This window comes from Mycolicibacterium parafortuitum, assembly GCF_002086815.1.
GTDB classification, from domain to species: domain Bacteria; phylum Actinomycetota; class Actinomycetes; order Mycobacteriales; family Mycobacteriaceae; genus Mycobacterium; species Mycobacterium parafortuitum.
In genome coordinates, this window is sequence record NZ_MVID01000008.1 from 1 (window position 1) to 19,869 (window position 19,869).

Annotated in this window: 24 protein-coding genes; 5 read left to right on the forward strand and 19 right to left on the reverse strand. The window is 65.8% G+C overall.

Features of this window, described 5'->3' with window-relative positions; translation table 11 throughout:
• Nucleotides 1–51 precede the first annotated feature (51 nt).
• Together BST38_RS11325 and BST38_RS11330 are read right to left on the reverse strand one after the other, a co-directional pair.
• Entirely contained in the window at nt 52–1,077 is a 1,026-nt protein-coding gene (locus tag BST38_RS11325; protein WP_083143404.1) for an NAD-dependent epimerase/dehydratase family protein, read from the reverse strand.
• Nucleotides 1,078–1,129: 52 nt separating this feature from the next.
• The gene (locus BST38_RS11330; RefSeq protein WP_083143405.1) at nt 1,130–1,930 is read right to left on the reverse strand and encodes a DUF5718 family protein; all 801 of its coding nucleotides are present in this window, start codon (nt 1,928–1,930) and stop codon (nt 1,130–1,132) included.
• 108 nt (nt 1,931–2,038) lie between these two features.
• On the opposite strand from BST38_RS11330, the gene BST38_RS11335 reads away from it, so the two are divergent.
• On the forward strand, nt 2,039–2,227 hold the full coding sequence (locus BST38_RS11335) for a hypothetical protein (RefSeq protein ID WP_083143406.1): 189 nt from the start codon (nt 2,039–2,041) through the stop codon (nt 2,225–2,227).
• 8 nt (nt 2,228–2,235) lie between these two features.
• Here the strand turns inward: BST38_RS11335 and BST38_RS11340 are convergent, their stop codons facing one another.
• Nucleotides 2,236–2,532 carry a hypothetical protein gene (locus BST38_RS11340; protein WP_083143407.1) on the reverse strand — a complete coding sequence of 99 codons (297 nt, stop codon included), beginning with the start codon at nt 2,530–2,532 and terminating at the stop codon, nt 2,236–2,238.
• 158 nt (nt 2,533–2,690) lie between these two features.
• Here BST38_RS11340 and BST38_RS11345 point away from each other — a divergent pair, with 158 nt between their 5' ends.
• The gene (locus BST38_RS11345; protein WP_420872519.1) at nt 2,691–3,329 is read left to right on the forward strand and encodes a TetR/AcrR family transcriptional regulator; all 639 of its coding nucleotides are present in this window, start codon (nt 2,691–2,693) and stop codon (nt 3,327–3,329) included.
• Here BST38_RS11345 and BST38_RS11350 read toward each other — a convergent pair.
• The 15 genes from BST38_RS11350 to BST38_RS11420 form a co-directional block, all read right to left on the reverse strand.
• The gene (locus tag BST38_RS11350; RefSeq protein WP_237160742.1) at nt 3,312–4,109 is read right to left on the reverse strand and encodes a hypothetical protein; all 798 of its coding nucleotides are present in this window, start codon (nt 4,107–4,109) and stop codon (nt 3,312–3,314) included. The two genes, BST38_RS11345 and BST38_RS11350, sit on opposite strands and share 18 nt — an antisense overlap.
• Nucleotides 4,110–4,205: 96 nt before the next feature.
• The gene (locus BST38_RS11355; protein WP_083143550.1) at nt 4,206–4,727 is read right to left on the reverse strand and encodes a hypothetical protein; all 522 of its coding nucleotides are present in this window, start codon (nt 4,725–4,727) and stop codon (nt 4,206–4,208) included.
• Between the two features lie 51 nt (nt 4,728–4,778).
• A complete protein-coding gene (locus tag BST38_RS11360; protein ID WP_420872518.1) occupies nt 4,779–5,171 on the reverse strand; it encodes a hypothetical protein in 393 nt (130 codons plus the stop codon).
• Nucleotides 5,168–5,623, reverse strand: a complete 456-nt coding sequence (locus tag BST38_RS11365; RefSeq protein ID WP_083143409.1) for a hypothetical protein — start codon at nt 5,621–5,623, stop codon at nt 5,168–5,170. Before BST38_RS11365 ends, BST38_RS11360 begins: the two co-directional genes overlap by 4 nt.
• Nucleotides 5,610–6,182, reverse strand: coding sequence for a hypothetical protein (locus BST38_RS11370; protein ID WP_083143552.1), 573 nt, complete (start codon nt 6,180–6,182; stop codon nt 5,610–5,612). The genes BST38_RS11365 and BST38_RS11370 overlap by 14 nt, the downstream gene beginning before the upstream one ends.
• 41 nt (nt 6,183–6,223) lie before the next feature.
• Nucleotides 6,224–6,835, reverse strand: coding sequence for a hypothetical protein (locus BST38_RS11375; RefSeq protein ID WP_083143410.1), 612 nt, complete (start codon nt 6,833–6,835; stop codon nt 6,224–6,226).
• Nucleotides 6,836–6,869: 34 nt separating this feature from the next.
• Complete coding sequence (locus BST38_RS11380) at nt 6,870–7,826, reverse strand: MlaD family protein (protein ID WP_083143411.1); 957 nt, start codon at nt 7,824–7,826, stop codon at nt 6,870–6,872.
• Nucleotides 7,823–8,821 (reverse strand): MlaD family protein, encoded by a 999-nt coding sequence (locus BST38_RS11385; protein WP_181791987.1) that lies wholly within the window; start codon nt 8,819–8,821, stop codon nt 7,823–7,825. Before BST38_RS11385 ends, BST38_RS11380 begins: the two co-directional genes overlap by 4 nt.
• Nucleotides 8,818–9,933 (reverse strand): MlaD family protein, encoded by a 1,116-nt coding sequence (locus BST38_RS11390; protein ID WP_083143555.1) that lies wholly within the window; start codon nt 9,931–9,933, stop codon nt 8,818–8,820. The genes BST38_RS11385 and BST38_RS11390 overlap by 4 nt, the downstream gene beginning before the upstream one ends.
• Nucleotides 9,933–10,874 (reverse strand): MlaD family protein, encoded by a 942-nt coding sequence (locus BST38_RS11395; RefSeq protein WP_083143554.1) that lies wholly within the window; start codon nt 10,872–10,874, stop codon nt 9,933–9,935. The genes BST38_RS11390 and BST38_RS11395 overlap by 1 nt, the downstream gene beginning before the upstream one ends.
• 17 nt (nt 10,875–10,891) lie before the next feature.
• Nucleotides 10,892–11,899 (reverse strand): MlaD family protein, encoded by a 1,008-nt coding sequence (locus tag BST38_RS11400; RefSeq protein ID WP_083143412.1) that lies wholly within the window; start codon nt 11,897–11,899, stop codon nt 10,892–10,894.
• Nucleotides 11,896–12,972, reverse strand: a complete 1,077-nt coding sequence (locus BST38_RS11405; protein WP_083143556.1) for an MlaD family protein — start codon at nt 12,970–12,972, stop codon at nt 11,896–11,898. The genes BST38_RS11400 and BST38_RS11405 overlap by 4 nt, the downstream gene beginning before the upstream one ends.
• Before the next feature lie 24 nt (nt 12,973–12,996).
• The gene (locus BST38_RS11410; RefSeq protein WP_083143413.1) at nt 12,997–13,857 is read right to left on the reverse strand and encodes an MlaE family ABC transporter permease; all 861 of its coding nucleotides are present in this window, start codon (nt 13,855–13,857) and stop codon (nt 12,997–12,999) included.
• Entirely contained in the window at nt 13,857–14,792 is a 936-nt protein-coding gene (locus tag BST38_RS11415; protein ID WP_420872517.1) for an ABC transporter permease, read from the reverse strand. Before BST38_RS11415 ends, BST38_RS11410 begins: the two co-directional genes overlap by 1 nt.
• A 159-nt stretch (nt 14,793–14,951) precedes the next feature.
• The gene (locus tag BST38_RS11420) at nt 14,952–15,953 is read right to left on the reverse strand and encodes a spirocyclase AveC family protein (RefSeq protein ID WP_083143414.1); all 1,002 of its coding nucleotides are present in this window, start codon (nt 15,951–15,953) and stop codon (nt 14,952–14,954) included.
• A 111-nt stretch (nt 15,954–16,064) separates the two neighbouring features.
• Between BST38_RS11420 and BST38_RS11425 the strand changes: the two genes are divergently transcribed.
• The 3 genes from BST38_RS11425 (at nt 16,065) to BST38_RS11435 (ending at nt 19,128) form a co-directional block, all read left to right on the forward strand.
• Nucleotides 16,065–16,658, forward strand: coding sequence for a TetR/AcrR family transcriptional regulator (locus BST38_RS11425; protein ID WP_083143415.1), 594 nt, complete (start codon nt 16,065–16,067; stop codon nt 16,656–16,658).
• 66 nt (nt 16,659–16,724) lie between these two features.
• Nucleotides 16,725–18,455, forward strand: coding sequence for a phytoene desaturase family protein (locus BST38_RS11430; RefSeq protein ID WP_083143416.1), 1,731 nt, complete (start codon nt 16,725–16,727; stop codon nt 18,453–18,455).
• A 25-nt stretch (nt 18,456–18,480) separates the two neighbouring features.
• Nucleotides 18,481–19,128 (forward strand): TetR/AcrR family transcriptional regulator, encoded by a 648-nt coding sequence (locus tag BST38_RS11435; protein ID WP_113971624.1) that lies wholly within the window; start codon nt 18,481–18,483, stop codon nt 19,126–19,128.
• On the opposite strand, the gene BST38_RS11440 is transcribed toward BST38_RS11435, so the two are convergent.
• Nucleotides 19,119–19,754, reverse strand: coding sequence for a TetR/AcrR family transcriptional regulator (locus tag BST38_RS11440; RefSeq protein ID WP_083143418.1), 636 nt, complete (start codon nt 19,752–19,754; stop codon nt 19,119–19,121). The two genes, BST38_RS11435 and BST38_RS11440, sit on opposite strands and share 10 nt — an antisense overlap.
• Nucleotides 19,755–19,869 lie beyond the last annotated feature (115 nt).

Genomic DNA, 19,869 nt, shown 5'->3' on the forward strand with positions numbered 1-19,869 from the left:
CCTCGGCAGATCATCCACGCCCGACGTCAACCTTGACTCACAGCGCGAAAGCTAGACGCCCACCTGCTGGCGCTGCAGGTAGTTCTCGGCGGCCCGGGCGATGAACCCCTCGGTGGGCGTCGGCTTCCAACCCAGTTCGCGGGTGGCTTTGGCGTGGCTGGCCGGGGACGTGTGCGCGAACAGGAACGCGCTCTGCCGGCTCATCGGAATCTGTACGGGCAGAACTGATCCGATCGCGTCGGCGAGAGCTCCGAACCCGTACACCATCGCCTTCGGGACACCGATCCGCGGCCTGCGGGCGCCGACCGCGTCGGCGGCCGTGGTCACCAGGTCCCGGTGGGTCATGAACCGTTCGGAGACGATGTAGCGCTGCCCGACCCGGCCCCGCACCGACGCGCGCAGCATCGCGTCGGCCGCGTCGTCGATACCGACCACCTCGGCGCCGACGCCGCGCACATAGAACGGCATCTTCCCCAGCGCGGCCATCTGCACGAACATGCCCTGGCGCGGCTGCCAGTCCGGCGGGCCGTACGGGTTGGACACGTTGAGCACCACGGCGGGGACGCCCCGTTCGGCGGCGTACGACAGCACCAGTTGTTCGGCGGCGCGCCGGGATTCGATGTAGCCGCCGGCGCGGTCGGCCCAGTTGAACGGCGTGTCCTCGTCGACCTCTTCACCGTTGTCGCCGACGGCGACGGTGCCGATCGTGCTCAGGAACACGAACTTGTCGAGGTTCGCCGTCGCCGCGACGTCGAGCACCTTGCGCAGGCCTTCGACGTTCGTCGCGAACAGCGGAGCGGGATCCTTGAGCTCGGCCCTGGTGTCGACGATGCAGTAGTAGACGACGTCGCGGTCGGCCATGGCGGCCGCGGCCGTGTCCGGATCGAACGGGTCTCCGAGGGTCCGGTCGACCTCGATGCCGTCGATCCCGCGGGTCGAGCTCGACGGTCTCAACAGCACCCGCACGTCGGCGCCACCGGCGGCCAGATGGCGGGCCACGCACGCGCCGACATTGCCACTCGCGCCCATCACCAGGGCCCGCTGGCCCGAAACCGTCACATCGTCGCTGCTCGTCATAGCAGCGCCATGGTAACCGCGATGGCTACCGTAAGTACGACAGTTCGGCTAACTACCGGACGTGCTGGCGCAGCACCGCAGCCGCGTCGGACTCGGTGTCGTACACGCGCACGATCGCCTGATCACCCGGCTTGAGGAACGTCGACTCACCCAACGACGTGTAGCGGGTCGCCCCGATACCGATCAGGACGTTCTCCGGATGGCCGCTGGCGACCATCAACGCACCGACGTCCTCGAGCGGGGTCTCGGGGGACCCCTTCTGGTTCGCGAGCCGCTCGACGATCCAGTCCAGCAGGACCTCGCCGTAGTAGGAGTAGCCGATCAGCGGGCTGTCGACGCCGTACTCGTGTTCCTCGCCGCCACTATCGAGGAAGCAGACCAGGCGCAGTGTCGCGGTGGGTCCGTCGGGGGTGAGGTCGGAGATGTCGAAGAACTCGCCGGAGACCCCCTTCGACGACGGTCCCCAGTTCTTCTTGTGGCTGATCTTCGGGGCGCCCGGCCGTCGGATCGAGCAGTCGTTGAACGCGCCGAGCGCGAACGGCTGCAAGGTGACGACGGTGTCGCCCTCCCACACCACGTGGCAGGCGAGTCCGACCTCGGGTTCGATCTGCAGATTCAGCGGGCCGTCGGTCTCGGCGGGCAGCACGATCTCGTCGTTGGACAGCGGGAACTCACCGAGGAATGTCTCGGAGCCGGGCGCGTACCAGGGAAAGATGCCCTTCGGTGCGGCGCCCTCGCTGGCGACGTTGACGAAGTCGACCGCCTCCCCCGCCTGTTCCAGGTGGCCCGCGAAGTTGCCCGCCACCCCAAATCCGAACCAGTTCCGCATCTCGCTCAGTGGGATTTCGATCACGGGCTGCAGCGTACGCCTGACGTCAGGCCACTATCCCGGCCCGGTGGGTTGATATTTCGTCCCGCGACCGGGTACCCCGAACCCGCACCAGAGCGGAGGGCGGCAACGATGAGCAAGGGTTCTCACGGGTCTCACGACGACTCGGATTCGTCGACGGTCGGCAATACCGACACGGATACCGATACCGATACGGCACCACCGGGCCCCGCCGACCACGGCCGCGACGGCGGGATGGCGACCCGGGAGCTGGCTCCCGAGATCACCGAACCCGACGGGGACCGACCCACTCAGGGGTAGTCGAGGCCTCAGGGGTAGTTGAGGCCACAGTCGACCTCCATCATCACCGTATTGGCCTCGGCGCCTTCGACGGTGTTGACGACCTCGCAGTTCTCCAGGAGTCCGCCGTCGTTGCCGACCACCTGGACGCTCTTGCCCTGCGCCTGCAGCGCGGCAACCTCGTCGGCGGCGGTGGGGGCCGCGCCCGCGGTGCCGCCGGGTGCGGGCGCCGGGTCGTCCGGTTCGGCGAGTGCGCTGCCGGAAAAGGCCAGTGCCGCCGCAGCCGCGATGGCGCCGGCGCCGGTGACGAATGTCAACTGCTTCATGTCACACCTTCCTCACATCGAAAGGAATCTCCGCGGGCCGCGTGACACTTCGGCGTATCGGCGGCCGGCCTTGGCTACCGGGTTCCCCGCCGTCCCGCGGTTTTAACCTCCGAGAAGTCGTGAGGTCTGCGGTGGATCGGACCGCATATCATCGGACAGTGCCCAGAAAGCAATCGGCGACGCGGGCCGGCATCGCCCCGGAGGCGGAGACGAAATCCGCCAGGACCAGAGCCCGCATTCTCGATGCCGCAGCCCACGTCCTCAGCGTGAAGGGCTACGCCGGGACCCGTCTGAGCGACGTCGCGGAGTACGCCGAGATCCAGGCCCCCGCGATCTACTACTACTTCTCGTCACGGGAAGAGTTGATCGAGGAAGTGATGTTCGCCGGCATCGCCGAGATGCGGCGTTACCTCAAGGACGTGGTCGACGGCTTACCCGCCGACATGTCTCCGATGGACAAGATCCTCACCGCGGTCGAAGCACACCTGCGTCACGAGCTGGAGCTGTCCGACTACACCACCGCCTCGATCCGCAACTCCGGCCAGATTCCGGAGCATCTGCGGTCCCGGCAGCGCAAGGAGGAAGTCGGCTACGGCCGACTGTGGCGAAAGCTCTTCGACGAGGCCCTCGCCGAGGGCATGATCGATCCCGACCTCGATGTCAGGACCGCCCAGCTGCTGGTGATGGGCGGGTTGAACTGGGCGGCCGAATGGTTCGACCCGCGCAAGTTCTCGATCGACGAGGTCGTGCGCAACGCGCAGACCCTGGTGCGCAACGGCCTACTGAGCCACAAGTAGCTTCTCGCGCGCCCGCGGTTCGACCAACAGTCTGCCCAGCAACGCGACGGTGCTCGCGATACCGCCGACGACCGTGAGCGCGGCGACATGCACCAGCAGCATCGGCGGGTCCTCGATGCCGTGCCGCACCGATAGATACAGGATCCCCGATCCGAACAGGCCGGCCGCGAAAGCCATTGGCACCAGCGGGATCAGCGACAGGTAGCCGACGCCTCGCAGCAGCGGGACCAGCCGGTAGACCAGGATTCCGCTGACGAGCGCCGACATCGCGTTGGTGAACCCCAGGAAGATCGGGTAGCCGAACAGCACGAACGGCTGACTGTCCTGATAGGTGTAGACGCCGAGGATGCTGACATAGGTCATCTCGGCGGCGATCGCCATCACGACGATGAACGCATACATCCGCCAGACGGACCGCATGCTCGGATGGCGCTGCAGATAGCGCGCGACGAACACGGTGGCGCCCCCGTAGAACATCAGATAGGCGCCCGGCACCCACACCGGTTGTGCGCTACCGAAGGTGGTGTAGAGGTTCCACTGGCCCTCTTCCCAGAACCACAGCCCGTAGAGGTGATCGAACAACGGCTCCATCAGACAGGCCAAGGTGCCGCTGACCGCCACACACAGCGGCCAGATCGAGCGTTCCTGCCGGGCGACGTTGACCACCCACACCGCGACGATCACGGCCAGACCCCAGGTTAGACCGGTGGCGACCCACTGACCGACTTCGCTCACCGGCGCATCGATCCCGTTGGTGACCACCGGAGCCATCCACGACATGGCGTCCACTGTAATCTATTTCTAGTTAAATTTTGACAACTTCGGGAAAGCCGCACATCTCGGCAGTCGCGAGAAGACCGCTGCATAACGAGCCCGTCAGCGGTAGCAGGGGCCGCCTCCCGGCGGACTGCACGACGCGGGTCCCAGCACCTGCCAGCTCAGGTCCATCCAGGGGGCGGACAGCCAGGTTCGAGTCGGCCCGATGAGAAAGCGCAGCGGCCCCCGCTCGCAGTAGGTGCGTTGGTCGGGCGTCACCGCGCAGGTCGTCCCCTCGTGGGTAACCGAACTGCGCGGCGGCAGAGGCAGCTTCGCCTTCGTCGGGGGAAACCGCACATTCATCGACCAGTCGTAGTGCACGGCACGGTCACCGTTGATCCACCCGATGTGGCTGGTTCCCGGCGCCGCTCCCGGAACTACCCCGGCACAGCCGAAGTTCCCCAACCCCCAGATGCCGCAGTTCTGTCCGGTCGGCGCCGTGAACCAGACCCCGCCAGGCTGCACGTAGGCGCCCGGGTCGAGTCGATCGTAGTAGCGGATATCAGGCCACGGCTCCGCTTGTGTGTCAACAGCTTCCGGCTGTGCGCCGGCAAACCCTGCCGTGCCCAACGCGAGGATCATCACGCCGATCAAGGCGAGCAACAGCGACTTCACGAGTCAGCACCTCCGGGGTCAGGTGACGCGGGCGGTGGCGCCATAGCAGGCGGCGTTACCGACGTCGAGGGTGTTCTGGCAGATCACTTTGCCGCGGTAGGAGATACGAACCGTGACCCACTTGGCGGGCCACGCGTTCCGCCGCCATTCCGCGCGGATCTGGCTGCCGTTCGGTGGCGGGCCCAGCGGCGCCTGAACGGGAACCGCGGCGCGCCATGGCAGGGTCGCGCCGGGCGTGTACCTGCGGCCGGTGGCATCCTGCCACTCGATGTTGGCCACCGCGATCTGGCCGGACAGCACTTCGTAGAGCACGACATCGTCCGCCCACGCGTTGGCGGGACTCCCGACGGAGCTCAGCATCATGGCGCAGGCGAGGACCGCTGCGCCGCGGCGGTTCCGGGGCGCGCTCATGGGCCCACCAATACGACGACCGCCAGGTGGTAGCCCGACACCGGCTCGTAAAGCATGCTCACACCGAAATCGGTGTATCCGCAGTCGGCCAGCGCCTGGTAGCCCTCGATCACCACGCCCTTGATCGCGTCACTTTCCACCTTGCCCGCCCCCTGCAGCGACATCACCCTGGTGCCGTCGATCCCGACATCCCTGGCGATCGCGGTCGGGTGCGGGTCGTCGGCGGGGATGTTCTCCGCGGTGTGGTTGAGGTAATCGAACGTCGAACGGTTGACGATCTCCGCGACATGCTCGGCCTTCGCGTCGTACCGCGGCGCGCCGCAGGATGATCCGTCACGTGCGGACGAGATCGCCCCGGCCAGAGGCGGATACGGATCGGCGGCTGCGGGCGGGGCGATCACCGCGCCGACAGCCAGCGCCGCGGCGACGGCACACGCCCTAATCGCAGACATCGGACCTGCTGATCTTGTTGCCCATGCGTTGTGCGTGCAGGAACGACGGGCCGGTGAACCATGTGGGTTGGCGGGCCTTGAGCCCGTTACTCACATTCGAGAGTTGTTGCCACAGCGCATAGAAGGCATCGCCCTGATAGATCGGGAAGTACATGTCTCCTGCCGAGTCGAAGGCCTGGGTCAGTGCCTGGGCCCGAGGTGTCATGTAGGCCAGCGATTGGTCGAGGTTGGCCACCACCACACCGAACCGCTGAGCGACTTCGGGCGCGTCGAAGCTGCCGTTGTGCCGGATGATGGCATTGTTCAAGGCCTCGATCTGCTCTTTGAGCTCGAAGTACTGCGCGTCGAACCACTGACACAGTTCACGTTCGGCCGTGATGTCCCGCTCGGTGACGTGGTTGCGGAGTTGGTCGTACGGGAACGGGTACTTGGGCTGCCATCCGTCGGGTGCCGGTACGACCGCGGGAAGGGGGCGCGGCATACCCTCGCGATCGGGAAGCGGCTGTGCCGTCGCGGGTGGGACCGCCGCCGACAGTGCTGCCGACAGTGCCGCCGCCATCGCGACCGCCACAGTTCTGATGCCGGTGCCCAACTCAGGAGCTACTTTCCGAGGGCCGCATCGATACCGCCGACATCGGTGATCTGCCAGTTGTTCTTGCCGTCGAGGGTGACGCTGTAGGTCGCGGTGGACTGCAGCCCTTCGGGCGCCTGCACGGTCTTGGTGAGCACGCTGACGAAGGCATCGACGACGTAGATGCCGCCGGTGTCCGAACGCACCTTCGCGGCGAGCGGAAGTGCGCTCGACTTCCACTGCAACGGCGCGAGGATCTCCTGCATCGAGTCCGCGGCCGTGCTCAGCTTCTCCTTCAGCTCCGGCGATGTTCCGTTGACCAGCTTGAGCTTCCACGCTTCGAAGTCCTGGTAGTCCATCTGCGCGGCGTTGACGGCGTAGTCCGTCGCGACCGTCTCGGCCTGGCTGCGCTCGGCCGCCGTGCGCGCTTCGGCGCTGAGCTTGTCCTCGGCGCCGATATACAGCCATGTCAGCACACCGACCGCCACGGCCAGTACGGCGATGACGGCCCCGATGACCAGTCCCCGCACGGATATCGAGATCTGTCTGGTCTGCTTGGTCAGCCGTTTCGGTGCGTCGGTGTCGGGCTGGTCATCGGCTGACTCGGTGTCGTCGAGATTGTCGGTGTCGGTGATCGTCATGGGTCCTCCTGAGACTTCGGTAGGCGGGTCTGCGTCAGCGGTCGGGGATGGTGACACGAAGTGTGATCGCCCCTTCCTCCGGTATCCCGGACAGTGCGTTGGACAGCATCCGTCCGGTGTCGAAATTCATCAGGGCGCCACCGATCCCGCGGAATTGAGGGGTCAGGGCTTGGGTCAGCACCTTCACGTCGGGCCCGCGGGTGTCCAGAAAAGCCTGGATCCTGCCGAGGAACTGCTGGAACAGCGCCATGTTGGCCGGGTTGTTCCAGGCGACAGTTTTCATCATCCCGACGTAGGTGCCTTCGATACCTTCGCCCGCCGCGCGCACACCGGGCGCGATGTCGGCAAGTGCCGGCCCGACCCAGTCCGCGTTCTGCAGCAGGGTCTGGAAGTTGGCCAGCACCTCCTGCCCGCGGCCGTCCATGCTGACCACCATGTTCCGGAACAGCTGGCCGGCCCGGGCCAGGTTCGGCAGCACCACGTCCGGATCCGGCAGAGCCAGGTCCACCTCGTTGACCGTGCGCGCGAGTTGCACAGGATCCGATTGATTGAGCACCCGAACCACACTGGTGGACAGCTCGGAGATGGACGGCGGCGCCACTATGGATTCAGTGGCGATGTGCTCTCCGTCCGTGAGCACCGGGCCGGTGTCGGTGCGCGGCATCAGACCGATGTAGGCCTCGCCGAGCGCCGACAGGTTGTCGAGGCGGACCTCGCTGTCAACAGGGATGCGCTGATCACCGGTGACATAGAAGTCGACGGTCGCGGCGTGCACCGACGCGTCGATCCCGGTCACCTTGCCGACCGGGACACCGCGCAGCAGCACACTCGAACCGACCACGAGACCCTTGACGTCCGGAACGTCCATCGAGAGATTGAGGCGATCATCCGGCGGGCCTTTGTGGACCCCGAACGACGCGATGTAGCTGACCGTGATCACGATGATCACGGCAAAAGCGCCAAACGACAGAACGTTTTTCGCAGTTCTCATGGTGTCGCCCCCAGAATCCGCAAGACGTCTTCCACGTTGTCGATCAGCTCACGCCCGTCGGGTGTCTTGATCGAGGTGATGTTGATCGCCGGGTTCTTGTCCGCGGGCAGGAAGTCTTCGAGGAACAGGCGACGCCATGCCGGCACCTCGGATTCGACGTCCCACTTCGTCTGCTGGATGGCCCCCATCGCGTCGGCGAGCGAGTTCAGCATCGGGACCAGCCAGTAGCCGCCGCTGTAGATACTGCCGATCGACGGCAGTACGGTGCCGATGTAGCCGGCGGTCTGGGTAGCCCGGTCGAAGCCGGTCATGCCGTCGGGGGAAAGCCAGTACTCGTACACCGCCTGGTTGCGGTACATCACGTCGACGGTCCCCTTCACACCGTCGAGCCAGAGGTCGACGGTGTCGATGTTGTCCGACAGGTCGGACAGATCGACCGTCACCCGTTCCACCATCGCTCGCAGTTCGTCGACGCGCGCCGGTGTGACCTTGTTGACCCGCAGGATCGAGTTCTGGATCCGCTGGATCGAGCCGCTTCCGACGAAGTTGGCCAGGTTGGCGATGGTGTCCTCGAGTTGCGGCGGTGATGTCGTCTGCGTCAACGGGATCCGCTCGCCCGGTTGCAGGGGTGTCACACCGGCATCTCCGGCGGACACCCGCTCAAGGGCGACATAGGTGTCGCCGAGGACCGTCGACTGTTGCAGGGTCGCGCTGATGTCCGACGGCACGGCGACGTTCTGGTCTATCCGCGAGGTGACGTCGACGCGGTCGTCCGCGAGATCGATCCGGTCGACGGTTCCGACCACCGTGCCGTCGAGCACCACCTTGGCCCGGTCCGGCAGATTCAGCACGTTGTTGAACTCGATCACCAAGTCGTAGCCGTTGGAGCCCTTGGCTCCCGGCTGCGGTAGCGAGTTCACGCTGATCGACGCACACGACGACAGCAGCGCGGCCGCTGCCGCACCGATCGCCGCTGTCAGGATCCGTCGCGTCATCGCCGGTTTGCCTCCATCAGGACGTACTGCAGCAGCGCGACGTCGACGGCGTACGGAATGCCGTTGACGTCGGCACAGCTGCCCGGTACGGAGCTGTTCATGAACCCGCACAGCGCGAGACCGTCGTGTGCGCGCACGCGGTACATCGGGGGCCGGTAGGCGATGTTGAACACGTTGAAGTGACGCTCGTTGTAATGCTGGGCGGCCGAGTTGATCCACCACGGCACCGGGTTCAGCAGCGCGGCGAAGGCGTTCGCATGTGGTGTGGCCTTGCGTACGCTCGCGCTCAGCGTGTCCAGAGTGAGCTGTGTTTCGTCACCCAGCCGGGTCTCCAGTACGGCGACCGCCTCGATGAGTGGGCCCAGGTTGCCGAGTTCGGTCGTGCCTGCGAGCCGGGCGGTGCCGTCCAATGCTGTGGCGACGTCGCCGGTTGTCGTGCGCGCGTCCTGCAGGACCTGTTTCAGGGGGTCCCGCATGTCCTTCAGCGCCGTGGTCAACTCGGCGAGGTTGCCGATGATCGATCCCATGTCGGCGATGGACTGGTCAGGGCTGTCGAGCAGCGCCGACGTCCTGGTGACCAGGCTTCCCGCGTCGGCTCCGTTGCCCTGGATCAATTGGTCGAGACCGCGCACGGTGTCGGCGATGTTCGTCGATCCTTCGGGATTGATCGCGTCGAGGAAGGTGTCGGCCGAACCGATCACCTCGGACAACGTCTTCGGGGACATCGAACGGTCCAGTGGCACACAGCCACCGGCCTGTAGCTGTGGTCCGCCGGAGTAGTTGCCGACCAGTTCGAGCGAGCGGTCGGCGAGGATCGACGGGGACCGGATCACGGCCTTCACGTCGTCGGGCAACGGCCGCTTCTCGGTGACGGCGAAATCCACGCGCACGCTTTCCGGTCCGGCAGTCACCGAGGTGATCTCGCCGATTCGGTACCCCATCTGGGTGACCGGATTGCCGACATAGAGGCCGATGGTGTCCGGCATCATCGCGCAGTAGGTCGACCCCTCGGAACGTGCTGTCGCGCAGGAGGTTCCTGCCGCACCGACTGTCACCGCGACCAGCAGCGTCGACGTTGCGCGGACCGCGAGCGCCTTCCGAATTCCGCGCATCAGCAGGGACTTCCGGGCATCGGGATACACAGGTCGGTGGCGAGAAGCTCCGGCCGGGCATTCTGGGCGTCGAGAACCCGTTCGATCTTGTCGCGCACCCGACGCAATCGCGGTATGAGCCTGCTGTTGTAGTCCGCCCACCGTCTGAACCTGTCCTGCCACTCACGGACCTTTTCGATGAACTCCTCGCGATGGTTCGCCCAGAACCGGCCGAAGGGCTCGAGGAATGCGTCGCCGATGTCGCCCATGCCGCCCAGCGCGCCGCCGAAGCCCTTGCCGTAGACAACCAGCGTCTGCTCCAGAATCGCGATCTTGCGCACGAGTTCCTGGAGTTTGCCAGTGAACTGGGCGAGCTCACGGATGTATTCGTCGGAGATGTTCAGGATCTCGGAGATCTGGCCGCGCTGACGCTCGATGGTGCCCGTCAGCGCGTTGCCCGCGTCGATGATCGCCGACAACGTCTCGACGTTCGTCCCGGTCAGGCCGGCCTGCGCCTGGTTCAACGATTCGTTGATGGGTTTCGGATCGACCCGGTCGGTGACCTTGGTGGCATCGGTCAGCGCCTGCATCAGGTTGTACGGCTCGGTGACCCTTTCGGCGGGGATCGGATTGTCGCCCAGCGGGACATTGCCGAGGGACACCAGATTGACGTAGTAGCCGCCGACGATCGTCAGCATCCGGACTTGGATCTGGGACTGGTCCCCGACGAAGGCCGACTTGTCAACCATCGCGCGAACCTTGACCTGTTCGGGTTCGATCGCCAGTTCCTTGACCTTCCCCACCGTGATCCCGGCGATCCGGACGCTGTCGCCGGGACGGATGGCTGCCGCGTCGGTGGTGTAGAAGACCAGCGACTGCTCGCCGGGTGGGCGGATGTAGACCGCCGCCGCGGTGACCGCCACCACGACCACCGTCAGCAGCGCGGTGACGCCCCAGAACATCTGGCTGGACAAGAACTTCAGGGATTGCACAGGACCACCCGCTGTCCGTTGAGCAGGATGTCCAGCGATTCGGGCAGTTGCGCCTGACCCCGCGAACACGGCAGCGGTGTGCCCGGTTCAGCGGGCAGCTGCACGTTGTCCCACATCACCGGTATGCGCTTGAACGCGTCGCTGTAGTCGTCGAACACGGTCAAGGCGCGATCGAGGCCGTCGTCGATGTCCGCCTCGCCCGGTGTGAATCCGATGTTCTTCAGTAGCTGCACCGCCGCGGAGGTGAATCCTGGTCCGTAGAGCTCGGACTTGCGGAATTCGTCGAGCACGGTCAGCGACGCGTCGATCGGGCGGTTCAACCATTCCAGGATCTGGACGAAGTCCGCGGAGTGACCGCCGAAGGTCTCGGCAAGAGTCGACAGATTGCGCATCAGGGTCGCCACCACCTCCTGGCGATTGGAAACGAACTCGGTCAGCTTCCGGATGCTGTCGAGCATCGGTCCAAGCCCGCTCCCGTCTCCGGCCAGCAGCGCCGCGGCGTTCTCGGTGAAGATGTCGATGTCCTCCGGGCTCAGAGTTGCCAGTGCGGGCTGTAACCCGTTGAACAGCGTGGTGATGTCGAACGACGGCTGGGTCTGACTCAGCGGCACATGGCTGATCACGTCGGCTGGGGAGTCTTGCTCGGACGGGTCGACGACGTCGACGTACCGAAGGCCGGTGAGCGCCTGGTACTTCACCGCCAGCCGGGTACCGCCGACCACGGAATACCTGCTGTCCAAGCTCATCCCGACAACGGCGATGCTCTGGCCCGCCTTACGCTCCAAGTCGACCGAGAGGACCTTACCGACCCGCACCCCGCGCACCCGCACGTCGGAGTCGACATGCAGTCCGGAAACATCCGTGAATTCGGCTGTGTAGGAGCGGGTCTGACTTGCCACCGGCTGGCGCAACACGTTGACGATCACGACGAAGATCAGCGCGGCAACGGCGGCACACACCAGGAAACGCCACAGCGCACCCCAAGGCTTCATCACGGTCCTCCCATGGCGTTGACCGGTGCCTGTACCCCGGGCAAGGTATCGAGCAGGATGTGAACCTGTAGTGCACGCTGCTCGGGTGACCCGGAGTAGAGCTTTTCGAACCGCGTGCGCAACTCGACCATCGAGTCGGCGATTCCGGCTGGGGCCACCAATCCCGGGACGGTGTCGGTGATCGTCTTGACCAGACCGACGGCGGGAAGTAGATCACTCGGATGGGAGGACAGCAGCTGACCCACCGCGCCGAAGAAGGAGTTCGCCAGCAGGTCGAGCGTCGCACGAGTTCGCGTCTGCCAGAACTCTTCCGACTGCGGCTGCCCGGGGACGAGCTGCTCGCCGTCGTACGGAAGCGCCTTATCACTGGAGACGTTGAAGGTGACGAAGCCGCTGCCCTGGTTGAAGCCGTCGCCCGCTGCCGTTGCCGCGTCGACGAAACCGGGGAACGCGACGCTGATCCCCGTCGCGTTGCGCAGCAGCTGCTCGGTGCTGACGGTCTGGACCTTGGTGATCGCTTCCGCGGTCACCACCAGGGTCTCGAGCATCGGAGTGAGCGCGTCGGTGTACTGCGTGGCCTTGGTGACCACGTCGATCAACTGGGGCGTCACCACCCCGTCGGTGAGCTCACCGAGCCGCGCGAGCAGGGTCTGAAGCGTGAAGTTGCCCTTCGGCACCGTGGTGATCAGAGTGCCGTCGCGCAGCGGGGAGCCGCCCTGTCCCGCACCGAGATTGATACCCGTCACGCCGAAGTAGTTGGCCGGCCGGAAGTCGACGACCATCGTGTCGGTCAGCTCGGCGGTGGAGGTCGACTGCATCTCGGTGTCGAGCCGGACGGCACCGCCGGCCATGTTGGACACCTTCGTGACCTGTCCGACCTCGACGCCGTGCAGCAGCAGAGGCGTACCGACCGTCACACCCTGCCCGACGTACGGCAGGTCCATCACCACGTCGATCTGATTCGCCGGTCGCCCGGCGAACGGGTTGAACACGGTGAACAGCACGGCGACGGTCACACACAACGTCAACGCGCTGCCGATCAGCCTCAGCGTCCGCGCTTCGGCCTCTGCGGTCATTCGGAACAACATTGCTGCGGCCCCTTATCCCTTGAACACGAATTCCGGGCGCAGGCCCCACAGCATGACTGTCGTCGCCAGGTCGAGCACCATGATCGTGACGAGGCTCGTCCTGATCGCACGCCCGGAGGCCTCCCCGACACCCACCGGGCCGCCCGAGGCGAAAAAGCCGTAGTAGCAATGGATGATCGTCACCGCGGTGCAGTACACGACGGCCTTCAACAGCGAGTAGAGAAGGTCGGTCGGGGTGAGGAACTGGATGAAGTAGTGGTCGTAGGTGCCGCCGGGCTGACCGTAGAAGCCCCGGATCACCGTGTCGGCGGTGATGAAGCTGATCGCCAGGGTCAGCAGGAAGCCCGGGATCACGCACATCAGCCCGCCGATGACCCGGGTGCCGACGACGAACGGGATGGAGCGCAGCCCCATGGCTTCGGCGGCGTCGATCTCGTCGGAGATACGCATCGAGCCGATCTCGGCGGTCATCCGGCATCCGGCCTGGGACGCGAACGCGACCCCGGCCACCAGAGGCGCCATCTCACGGACGTTGCCCCACCCGCCGATGACGCCGGCGAGCGCGCCGAGACCGATGAGGTTGAGGGTGGCGAAGGCCTCGATCGCCACGATCGCACCGACCGTCACGCCCAGGATCGCCAGCACGCTGATGACGCCGCCGTCCACGATGATCGACCCGCGCCCCCACGCGAGGTTGTTCATCACCAGCATCGTTTCCCGGCGGTACTTCCGGACCGTGATCGGCAACAGCCAGAACGTCTGGAACACGAAGGTCACCCATTGCCCGGCGTTCTGCATGGCCCGGTTGAACCCGTTGATCGGGGCTCGGAGGATGCGCAGCGGTTTCGACGGCGCTGAGGAGGACGCAGCCATCACGCGACCGCCATCGGGAAGAACATCGTCTGCAACTGCGTGATGGCCAGGTTCACGACGACGATCAGGATCACGTTGAGCACCACCGACGCGTTCACCGCGTCGGCCACGCCGCGCGGCCCGCCTTTGGCCTCCATGCCGCGCTGCGACGAGATCACCGCGACGATCGCCGCGAACACGAATCCCTTGGCCAGGGTGAACCAGACGTCCACCATCTTGGCGAAGGCTCCGAAGGACAACCAGAAGCTGCCGGGCGTCACGTCGTTGACGAGCGTCGCGATCAGGAAGGCGGCGCCGACACCCATCGCGAGGACGATCACGACCAGGATCGGGGTGATGAGCAGTAGCGCGAGGAATCGCGGCACGACCAGCCGCCGCACGGGGTCGATACCCAGTGTGCGGAGGGCGTCGAGTTCCTCCCGGATGGCGCGGGCTCCGAAGTCAGAGGCGATGGCGGCCGCCGCCGCGCCTCCCATCAACAGCCCGGCCGTGACGGGCGCGCCCTGGCGCAGCACCGCGACACCGGTGGCGGAACCGACCAGCGAGTTGGCGCCGACCTCGTTGACCAGACCCGACAGCTGCACGGCCACCATCGCACCGAACGGGATGGCCATCAGGACCGCGGGCAGTGCCGTGACCTTCAGCAGAGTCCAGGCCTGGATGATCAGCTCGCCGAACGGCAGCTTCAGGGTCAGGGTGTCGGTCACGGAGTAACGCAGCACCGCCGCCGCGAGCATGACGCCCCGACCGGTGGTCGCGGCGCTCTTGGCGGGAATCGACAGTGTTCGCGCGGTGGCCTTGCGAATGCCGCGGGCCGCGGTGCGCGAGGGGGTACGCACCCGGCTGCGGCGGCCGGCATCGCTGGTGTCCGACTCGGTGCTCGGCGAGTCCAGCACAGAGACCGCGATCTGGGCGCGCTCGCGGCTGCTGGTCAACGGTCAACCTCGCACCGCTTCACCAGAGCTGTCATCGCGACTCCCTATTCCGGTCCTTGTTCGTCCTCGCGACGATGTTCGCCAGAACCACGTTGGTTAGTTCTAATTCAAATTAGAATCTACCGCCAGGGATTCTCCAATTTGGTTCCGATCGAGAAGTCACCCCGGCAGCAGATAGCTGGGCAGGTCGGCGTACGACGTGCCGATCAGCCCGAGCCAGTTGAACGGCAGGTGGTAGACGAACACCAGGGTGACCATGCAGAAGCCCAGGACGGCGAAGTTGCGGACGTGTCCCTGCAGGGCGGGGCGCCACCGTTCGGCGCCGAACTCGATCGGGGACTGCCCGACCGGCCGCTCCTCGGCTTCCATCCGTGCCCAGGTGAACACAACGCCGACGAAGGCGACCAGCACCGACTCGTAGATCGGGAACTGATGGACCTCGCCGGCCCACAGGGTCAGCGGTTCATAGGTTTTCGCGAACGCGTAGGCATGGGTCGTCCTGATCACGATGTTCTCGACGACGAAATCGAAGATGAACTCGAAGACGAACACGCACACGAAGACCCGGAACTTCGTCAGATTCGGAAAGCGCCGGCGCAGTCGCTTGGCCTCATGGCACGCGACGATCGCCACGCCCGCGCAGAAGTAGATGTACATCGGCGGGCCCCAGATCAGGGACTCCGCGTAGCGGGTCGGCGCATCGGGGTCGTGGAAGGGCAGGAACCGCACCCACACACCGCGGTTGACGTTCGCGCTGTTCCACGCGAACAGATACTCCTGCACGTTGAGGAACGCGTCGGCGACGAAGCAGATGAGGCCGCCGAGGACGAACTTGCCGTCGAGGCTGAGCCGGCCCGTGGCGCGCAGCGGCTTGACGACGCAGTACCACACGAACGCGGCCATCACCGCCAGACTGATGGCCTCGAAGACGCGTAGGGCGATCAGCCGCCAGTCCTCCATGACGTCGGGCCCGACCCGCGGTGCCGGCGTGAAGTCCTCCCCCGAGGTCACCCAGCGGGCGATCACGTACACGCACAAGACGAACCAGACAGCGCCGATCAGCGCCAGGAAGGTTGCCGGGCCCTGCCGGCCCAGTGGCGGCGGGTCGTTCGGCGTGCGGCGGTCCAGGACCTGATCATCCGGTCCGGTAGTGAGAGACATTGGGAACCCCCAAGGGTGACAAATAGCATGTTTTGTACACGTTGGGGCGATAGTGTCAACGCGTACCGCGGTTTGTCAATGGGTGATCGCGACGAGGGGTAATCTGCCCAGGTGACGCAATCGACGCGCGCAGAGGTACGCAGGCGGATCCTGGAGGCCGCGCGTCATCTGCTGCGCGTCAACGGCATTCGCGCCGTCACGATGATCGAGGTGGCGCGCATCGCCGGATGCAGCCGGCAGTTGGTCTACAAGGTGTTCTTCGACCGCAGGGAACTGCTGCTCGCCGCCACCACCGATCGCATCATCGAGATCGCCGATGCCGCGGCCTCGGGCGGGGACGTGCCGGGCGAGACGTTCCAGGAGTCGTTCGTCGAGTTGTCCGTCACCGTGATCGAGGCGCTGCGCGACGATCCCGAACTGAGCGCGCTCTGGGGGGACGGAAGCCCCATCACGACCCACGAGGCGTTGTGGGCGCCGGAGCTGACCGAGCGCGCCCTGCGGTTCTGGCGGCCGTGGCTGGACTACGGTCGCGCCCACGGGCTGCTGCGCAACGATCTTTCCAACGACGATCTGGCCGACTGGCTGCACACGGTGTACGCATCCATCATCTTGCGCCGCAACATTCCTCAACAACAGGAGCGCACCCTGATCGAGCGCTTCGTGATGACGTCGCTGGCGATGGCCACCGCGCCGGCCGGGTCTTGACACAGCGGGCATCCGCTCCCAGTATTGACTTTAACCTAGAATAAAAAAGTCGATCGAAGGACGCCCATGCCCGAAGAGGTCCGCCCGAGCACCACCCGCACGCCCCGCGAGGCCGACGTCATCGTGGTCGGTTCCGGGCACAACGGTCTGGTGGCCGCCGCGTACCTGGCCAAAGCCGGGCTTGACGTGCTGGTCGTCGAAGCCGCCCCCACGGCGGGCGGTATGACCTCGACGAACTCCTTCGCCCCCGAGGCGCCCGAGTACATGATCAACGAGGCGTCGATCCAGGCGTCGCTGTTCCGCACCACCACGATCAACGACGACCTCGAGCTGTCCACCAAGTACGGGTTGCGGCAGACCGTCATCGACCCGGCCCACTTCCAGTTGGCGGCCGACGGAAGCTCGCTGGGCCTCTGGCGGGATCCGCGCAAGACCGCCGCCGAGCTGGAGTACTTCTCCAAGAAGGACGCGCGGGCACTCATCGAGCTCTACGAGGTGATCGACGCCGCGGTGGAGATGGGTCTGCCGATGATGCAGACCAACGTGATGCAGCCCGACATCACGTCGATTCTGAAGTCCGCCAAGGGATTGATGAAGAATCGCAAGCAGCTCGTCGCGCTGGGGCGCTGGATGTCGAGCTCGCAGACCGAGGCGGTCGAGGAGAGCTTCGAGCACGACATGATCCGGGCGCCGTTGCTGACCTCGCTGCCGTTCATGCCGTTCGACGCCGATATGTCCGGCTGGTCACTGATCTACCTCGGCGTGCTGTCCAAGTACGGCGTCGCGATGTTCCACGGCGGCACCGGCTCGTTGCCGAAGGCTCTGATCGGGGTCATCAAGGACAACGGCGGCGACATCATCACCAATTCACCGGTGGAGGAGCTGCTCGTCACCAACGGTCGCTGCACCGGGGTGCGCATCCGCGGCGGGCAGGAGATCCGCGCCCGCCGGGGCGTGCTGACCGCGTGCAGCCCGAAAACGACCCTGACCCGGTTGCTTCCCCGTGGAGTGCTGGAACCGAAGAAGCAGAATGCGGCGGACCATATTCCGACCCGCAAGCGCGGCATCGCCGACGCCAAGGTCAACGTCGCACTGTCCGGCCGCGTCGACATGTCCAAGCACGAGAAGTGGCGCGGCGACGGCATCGACCTGCGCCTCGCCTGCAACTGCTACCACACCTACGAGCAGGCCAAGGAAGCCGCGAAGGCGTGCGTGCGCGGCAAGGTGCCCGACGCCATCCCCGGACTCGCGCAGGTCACCAACGCGTTCGATCCGTCGATGTCGCCACCCGGTAAGGACCTCTGGTGGTTCTGGACCGGACTGACGCCGTCGTTCCCCGAGGACGGGTGGGACGTGGCGCGCAAGCAGATCACCGACAGCATCATCAAAGACGCCGACGAGTTCTACAAAGGCGTCGAGGATCTGCAGGTCGCGGTGCGGCCCCTGGTCCTGCCCGACATCGAAGAGCGGTTCTGGGCGATCGACGGGTCGGTGTATCACGTCGATCCGACCATCACCCGGTTCGGACCGAACAAGCCCGTCGCCGGCTTCGCCGGTTATCGCACGCCCGTCGAGGGCCTGTTCCTCACCGGGTCGGGCACCCACCCCGTGGCGGGCATCAGCGGTATGCCCGGTCAGAACGCGGCCCGCACGATGCTCAAGCAGTTCCACCTCGAGGACAAGGGCGGACGGCTGGGCGCGGTGAAGGACCGGCTGCTGCGGGAACGCAAACGGGCCGCGCTGACCGACGATCCGTACTCCTCGGGCCCGAACGATCCGTTCCCGGGCCAACAATGACCGGCGTTCATCCGTCCGGCGACTGATGCCCAGAAAGGCCGGATCTCCCCCGCCGTCGGCCGACGGGGGAGATTCGAAGTCGCAACGCACCCGCACCCGAATTCTCGATGCCGCAGCACATGTGTTGAGTGTCAAGGGCTTTGCCGGAACCAGGCTGACCGACGTGGCAGAGTACGCGCAGCTGCAGGCGCCCGCGATCTACTACTACTTCCCGTCTCGGGAGGACCTCATCGAGGAGGTCATGTACTGCGGGATCAGCGATATGCGCGTGCACCTGGAACGCAAGCTCGCCGAGCTGCCCCCGGATGCGCCGGCAATGGACAAGATCATGACAGCGGTGGACTCGCATCTGCGCCACGAGCTGGAGCTCTCTGACTACACCACGGCGTCGATCCGCAACTCAGGGCAGATCCCCGAGCATCTGCGCACCCGGCAGAAGAAGGAAGAGGCCGCCTACGGGCGGATCTGGCAGCGGCTGTTCGCCGACGCCATCTCAGACGGGGAGATCCGCGGCGACATCGACGCCCGCATGATGCGACTCCTGGTGATGGGCGCGCTGAACTGGGCAGCCGAGTGGTGGGAACCGGGACGGGGCACGCTCGACGGGGTGGTACGCACCGCCCAGATGTGGGTGCGGACCGGGCTGAGCCCGGCACGGGAGGCTCACCCGTAAAGGGTGCCGTGCCACATCGCGACCAGCGGTCCGACCGCGGCCTCTTCATCCTTCAGCGTCGACTCCACCCCGAGACCGGCGACATACAGCACGCGTTCGGTCCCCCAGAACAGCACCGAGGCCAGCGTCCTGCCCGGCTCCGTGGACGTGATCTTGCCCGCCGCGCGTTCGCGCTCGATCTCCTCGGCACCGGCGCTGATGAAGCGCTCGGCGATCTGCAGCCACAGGGCGTTGAGCCCCGGGTCGGAGTGCCAGTGGTGCGCAGCGGCCTGAAGCACCGTGCGATGCCGGTGCCATGCCGACGTCACCGCACGGATGCTGCGCTCCAGCGCGTCCTCGGGGGAGTCCTCGTCGGCGCGGCTGAGGAACGGTTGGACCGAGTCGAAGATGTCGTTCATCGCCTGCTCGAGCAGTCCGCTGAGGACCGTGAACTTGGACGAGAAATAGAAGTAGAACGTGGTCCTGGACACCTTCGACGCGCCCAGGATGTCGGCGACGCTGATGTCGTCGAAGTTCTTGGTGCCCAACAGTCTCAACGTCGCGGAGAAGATCTGGTCGACCGGCCGCGAACCCTCCGTCTCGACAGACCGGAACCGCTTCGCGGGACGGCGGGAGATCTCGGTCATGGCCCGACCATACTAGCCAGCCGATTCGACCTGTTTAATCTTGATTTGAAATAGGTGTACACAGTGTACGGACACTGTGTTAATGTGATCCAGTCCACACGGGGCCGTCATGGTC